Origin of the sequence: Streptomyces sp. M-16, assembly GCF_052114405.1 — a bacterium.
Taxonomy (GTDB): domain Bacteria; phylum Actinomycetota; class Actinomycetes; order Streptomycetales; family Streptomycetaceae; genus Streptomyces.
The window spans coordinates 1-4,956 of the sequence record NZ_JBFRER010000235.1 but is presented as its reverse complement, the minus strand read 5'-3'; the positions used below and the strand labels follow the sequence as shown (position 1 = coordinate 4,956).

At 76.9% G+C, this 4,956-nt stretch carries 5 protein-coding genes; 3 read left to right on the top strand and 2 right to left on the bottom strand.

Translation table 11 applies throughout. The features are described 5' to 3' along the window. Positions 1–518, top strand: a 518-nt coding sequence (locus AB4039_RS41440; protein WP_442273218.1) for a peptidoglycan-binding protein, incomplete at its 5' end; no start/stop codon positions are given. A gap of 48 nt (positions 519–566) precedes the next feature. Here AB4039_RS41440 and AB4039_RS41435 read toward each other — a convergent pair. Then, positions 567–1,310, bottom strand: a complete 744-nt coding sequence (locus tag AB4039_RS41435) for an SDR family oxidoreductase (protein ID WP_266836755.1) — start codon at positions 1,308–1,310, stop codon at positions 567–569. 158 nt (positions 1,311–1,468) lie between these two features. On the opposite strand from AB4039_RS41435, the gene AB4039_RS41430 reads away from it, so the two are divergent. Beyond that, entirely contained in the window at positions 1,469–2,545 is a 1,077-nt protein-coding gene (locus AB4039_RS41430) for an RNA ligase (ATP) (RefSeq protein ID WP_266836753.1), read from the top strand. 333 nt (positions 2,546–2,878) lie between these two features. Next, the gene (locus AB4039_RS41425) at positions 2,879–3,796 is read left to right on the top strand and encodes an NADP-dependent oxidoreductase (protein ID WP_266841439.1); all 918 of its coding nucleotides are present in this window, start codon (positions 2,879–2,881) and stop codon (positions 3,794–3,796) included. A 27-nt stretch (positions 3,797–3,823) separates the two neighbouring features. Here the strand turns inward: AB4039_RS41425 and AB4039_RS41420 are convergent. After that, the coding region (locus tag AB4039_RS41420; RefSeq protein ID WP_442273217.1) for a poly(A) polymerase at positions 3,824–4,956 on the bottom strand (1,133 nt) is incomplete at its 5' end.

Genomic DNA, 4,956 nt, shown 5'->3' with positions numbered 1-4,956 from the left:
CGCTGCTCGCGGCGGCCGCGGCCGGCGGGCTGCTGTTCCTGCCGGGCGGCCCCGCACCCGAGCCCGCCCCGGGCGCCGGGCACCCCGGGCTCGCCCTGCCGGCGCTGCCCGTGGGCAGCCCCGGAGCCGGTGAGTCCGGCGCGGACGCCACCGGCGCCCCCGGTACGGCGTCGCCCGCCCCGTCCGGCCCCGCTCGCGGGACCGCCTCCGCGGGGAGCCCCTCGGCCGCGGCCCGGCCGTCCGGGACGCCCACGACCGGACCGTCCGGCCCGGGGCCGAGCGCGCCCGTCGCGAAGCCCCCGGGGCAGGCGTCGGGGACGCTGCGCCCGGGGGACCGCGGCCCGGAGGTGAGCGAGCTCCAGGAGCGGCTCTACGGACAGGGGTTCACGTACGTCTCGCAGACCGGCGTCTACGACGAGCAGACCCGGCGCGGCGTGGCCCAGCTCCAGCGCGACCGCGACATCAAGGGCGATCCGCGCGGGATCTACGGCCCGGCGACGCGGGYGGCCTTCGGCTGACGGCCCCGTGACGGCTCCCGCGGTGGCTCCGTACGGCGTCGGCGGCCCTCACCGGCCGCCGGAGACGCGCAGTACCGCGCCCGTCGTGTAGGAGGCGTCCGCCGACATCAGCCAGGCGATGGCCCCGGCGACCTCCTCGGGCTGCCCCGCCCGGCCCAGCGGGATGCCCGCCGCCGCCCGGGCGGGCCGGTCGGGATCGCCCATCGCCGCGTGCATCCCGGTCTCGATGATGCCGGGCGCCACCGCGTTGACCCGGATGCCGTCCGGGCCGAGTTCCTTGGAAAGGCCCACCGTGAGGGCGTCGACGGCCGCCTTGGTGGCCGCGTAGTGCACGTACTCCCCGGGGCTGCCCAGCGTGGCGGCCGCGGAGGAGACGTTCACGATGGCCCCGCCGCCACCCTCGGCCATGTCCCGGGCGGCCCGCCGGCAGCACAGCAGGTACCCGAGCAGGTTCACCTCCACCACCCGCCTCAGGTCCTCCGTGCGGGCGTCGGCGAGGCGGCCCGGCAGGCCCGTCACGCCGGCGTTGTTGACCAGCCCGGTGACCGCGCCGAGTTCGGCGCCGGCGATGTCGAAGAGCCGCTCCACCGCGCACTCCTCGGAGGTGTCACCGCGTACGGTCACGCACCGGGCGCCGGTCGCCCGTACGCGCTCCGCGACGTCCTCGGCGGCGGCCCCGTCGTGCGCGTAGCCGAGCACCAGGTCGTGGCCGTCGGCGGCGAGCCGCAGGCAGGCGGCCGCGCCGATGCCCCGGCTGCCGCCGGTGACGACCGTGACGGGACGAGCTGACATCGGGGCCTCCTGGAACCGGTGACGACGGGTGCGCGGCGGGGCCTGCGGGCCGGGCCCCCGCGCGGCGCAGGCTAACACCGCGATATTCGCTGGACCAGCGTAAAAGGCCCACCGGACAGTGGGCCGGACGACCTGAACCTCCCGAGAGGAGCCGTACGTTGTCCACCTTGCGCGTCACCGTCGAGGAACTCGCCGTCCACGGACACCCGAACGCCGATGCCCTGGAACTGGCCCAGGTGGGCCTCTACCGGGCCGTCGTGGCGAAGGGTGCCTACCGCACTGGCGACTTCGCCCTCTACATACCCGAACAGGCCGTCCTGCCCGGCGCGTTGATCGAGGAGCTGGGCCTGACCGGACGGCTCGCGGGAAGCTCCCGCGACCGGGTCCGGGCTGTCCGGCTGCGCGGCGAGCTCTCGCAGGGCCTGGTCTGCCGGCCCCGCGCGCTGGCCGGGGTGGACCTGGAGTCGGCGGCGAAGGAGGGCACGGACTTCGCCGAACTGCTCGGCATCGTCAAATGGTCGCCACCGGTACCCACGACGATGGACGGAGAGGTCGAGTCGGCCCCCGACCTGCTGCCGTGGACGGACATCGAGAACCTGAGGCGCTACCCGGGGATCTTCGAGGAGGGCGAGCCGGTGGTCCTCACGGAGAAGCTCCACGGCACGGCCTGCCTGGTGACGTACGTCGCCGACGGGGAGCGGGTCCTGGTCTCCTCGAAGGGGTTCGGCTCCCGCGGGTTCGCGCTCACGGAGGACGACCGCAACCTCTACTGGCGTGCGGTGCGCGGGCACGGCGTGGCCGGGGTGGCGGCCCGGCTGGCCGCGCGGCTGGGCGCCACCCGGGTCGGGGTCTTCGCCGAGGTGTACGGCTCGGGGGTGCAGGACCTGGCCTACGGGGCCCGCGGCGGCGCCTCCGACGAGCCGCCCGGCTACGCCGTCTTCGACGTCTGCGCCGAGATCGACGGCGAGGTGCGCTGGCTTGACCCGGAGCGGGTGCTCGGCGACGGCGAACTGCCGCTCGTGCCCCGGCTGTTCGAGGGTTCGTACGCGCTGGAGGTGGTGCTCGAACTGGCGAACGGCCGCGAGACCGTCTCCGGCCGGGGCCTGCACCTGCGCGAGGGCGTCGTGATCCGCCCGGCCGCGGAGCGCTACAGCCCGGTGACCGGGGGGCGCGCCATCGCGAAGGCGGTCAGCCCGGCGTACCTGACGCGCAAGGGCGGCACGGAGTACGAGTGATCCCGTGCGGTGCCCCTGCCGGGGGCGGTGCCGCGGACGGGGGACGTCGCCGCGCCCACCGTGACGGCGTCCGGACGCGGCGGGCTGGAGCCGACCGACACCCGGACCGCGGGGTGCGGCAGCTCCTGAACCACATCCCGCACGCGAACGGGCGCAGCCGGTGTTCCGGTGCGCCGCGCCGTGCCCGCCCCGCCTCCCGGGGCGGGCACGGCCTTTCGTGGTGGGATGGACAAGGGGGGCTTCCGCCAGATCACGGCACCAGATCACTGCACCAGATCACGGCTCACGGCTCACGGAGAGGGCGCGCACATGCCGGAGGACACCCAGGCCACCATGCGGGCGATGACGTACGACACCTACGGCGGGACGGAGGTGCTCTCCGAGACCCGGCAGCCCGTTCCCAAGGTCGGCCCCGGCGAGGTGCTCGTCCGGGTCCGCTGCGCCTCCGTCAACCCCGTGGACTGGAAGATCATGGCGGGAGGTCTCGACGCCCTGATGGACGTGGTCCACCCCGTGGTCCCCGGCTGGGACGTGGCCGGCACGGTCGAACGCGTCGGCATCGACACCCCCGAGTTCGCCGTCGGGGACGAGGTCATCGCCTACGCCCGCAAGGACTACGTGCACGGCGGCACCTTCGCCGAATACGTCACCGTCCCCGTACGGGCCCTCGCGCCCAAGCCCCTCTCCCTCAGCTGGAAGCAGGCGGCAGGCCTGCCCCTGGCCGGGCTCACCGCCTACCAACTGCTGACCCGGCTCGGCACGGGCGACGGCGACACCGTCCTCGTCCACGGCGCGGCCGGCGGCGTCGGATCCCTCGGCGTGCAGATCGCCCGCGCGCTCGGCGCGCGGGTCATCGGCACCGCCTCCCCGCGCAACCACGACCGGCTGCGCTCCCTGGGCTGCGAGCCCGTCGCCTACGGGGACGGCCTGACCGAGCGGGTCCGCGCCCTCGCCCCCGAGGGCGTCAGCGTCGTCGCGGACTTCGTCGGCGGGGTCCTCGACGTCACCCTGGCCGTCCTCGGCGAGGGCGGCCGGCACGCCTCGATCGCCGACCACACGGTCCTCGGCGCGGGCGGCCAGTGGATGTGGGTCCGCCCCGCGGGCGTCGACCTCATGGCCCTGGGGGCCCTCGCCGACGCGGGGCAGCTGACGGTCACGGTCGCCGAGACCTTCCCCCTCGCCGACCTCGCGGCGGCCTTCGCCCTCAGCCAGTCCGGCCACACCGCCGGCAAGATCGTCATCGAGGTCTGACCGCCCGCCCGGGCGGGGACCGGGAGATCACGGGAGGAGACGGCCCCGGTCGGGGTGGTGGAGGTCGGGGACCTCGCCGTTCGCGGCCCGGGTGACCTCCACACCGGGGAGGCCGGCCGACCAGGGGCCGGCGAGTGCCGCGAGCGCCGGGGCGTCCGGAGGCGTGGGGCCCAGGCCGATCGCGTACCGGGCCAGCGTGCCGGTCCGCTCGAACGGACGGGGCCAGGCGTGCGCGTCCGGGACCCCGCTCTCCGCGAGCGCGCCGAGCAGGGCGCGCACCCGCCCCCGGGTGCGGCCCATCCGCTCCTCGAACTCCCGCGGCGCGTCGGCCCGTACGTCCACCACCGCCCACGCCGCGTGCCGGCGGTGCAGCGGCGGCGCCGACAGCAGCCGGTCCGGCCCGCCGGGATCCTCCTCCAGCAGCTCCCACGCCCGGTACAGCTCCCCTACGAGCAGGTCGCGCATCCCGGCACCCACCTGCCCGGTGCAGCTGCGGACCGGCGCGGAGGGGGTGAGAACGGTGACCGGGTCCGGCCCGGGGCGGGCGGGGGCACCTGGGTCCAGGGCCACCGGCCGCGTCCAGTCCCAGGCCGCCCAGGTCCCGAAGAACTCCCGCCGCAGCGCCCCTGGGGAACGCTCCCCGCAGTCCCGGACGGTCCGCGCGGCCAGCACCGACCAGGCGAGCCCCGGCAGCCCCCCGAAGGGCGCCGAGTCCAGGCCGCGGGCCCGCGCCCAGGCCTTCACCTCCCGCGCCAGCCGGGCGAAGGCGGCGTGGTCGGCGCCCACCGACTCCCGTACGGCGTCCGCGTCGCCGAGGGCGCTCAGCGCCACCGCGGCCGCCTCGCCCAGCTCCGCCCCGCGCTCCACGGCCCGCGCCGGCTCCAGCGAACCCGCCGCGACGACCACCAGGTCCACGTCCAGTCCGCACGCCCGCAGCCGCAGCCCCGGCACCCGGGCCCCGGTCACCTCCCGCAGCCGCTCCGCCTCCGGCAGGGCCGCCGCCACCCGCGCCCGTACCCCGGCGATGTCCGGCGCGCCCGGCAGCACCGCCACCAGGTCCAGGTCGGCACCGGGCAGGGCGCAGCCCATCCGGCGGGAGCCGGCCGTACGCACCAGCCCCTCCGGCAGGGCCGCCGCGATGCGCGCGCCGACCCGCCCGG

Excerpts from the sequence above, each read along its gene's own strand:
- AB4039_RS41435 (WP_266836755.1), bottom strand. The coding sequence starts at position 1,310 with ATGTCAGCTCGTCCCGTCACGGTCGTCACCGGCGGCAGCCGGGGCATC.
- AB4039_RS41425 (WP_266841439.1), top strand. The coding sequence starts at position 2,879 with ATGCGGGCGATGACGTACGACACCTACGGCGGGACGGAGGTGCTCTCC.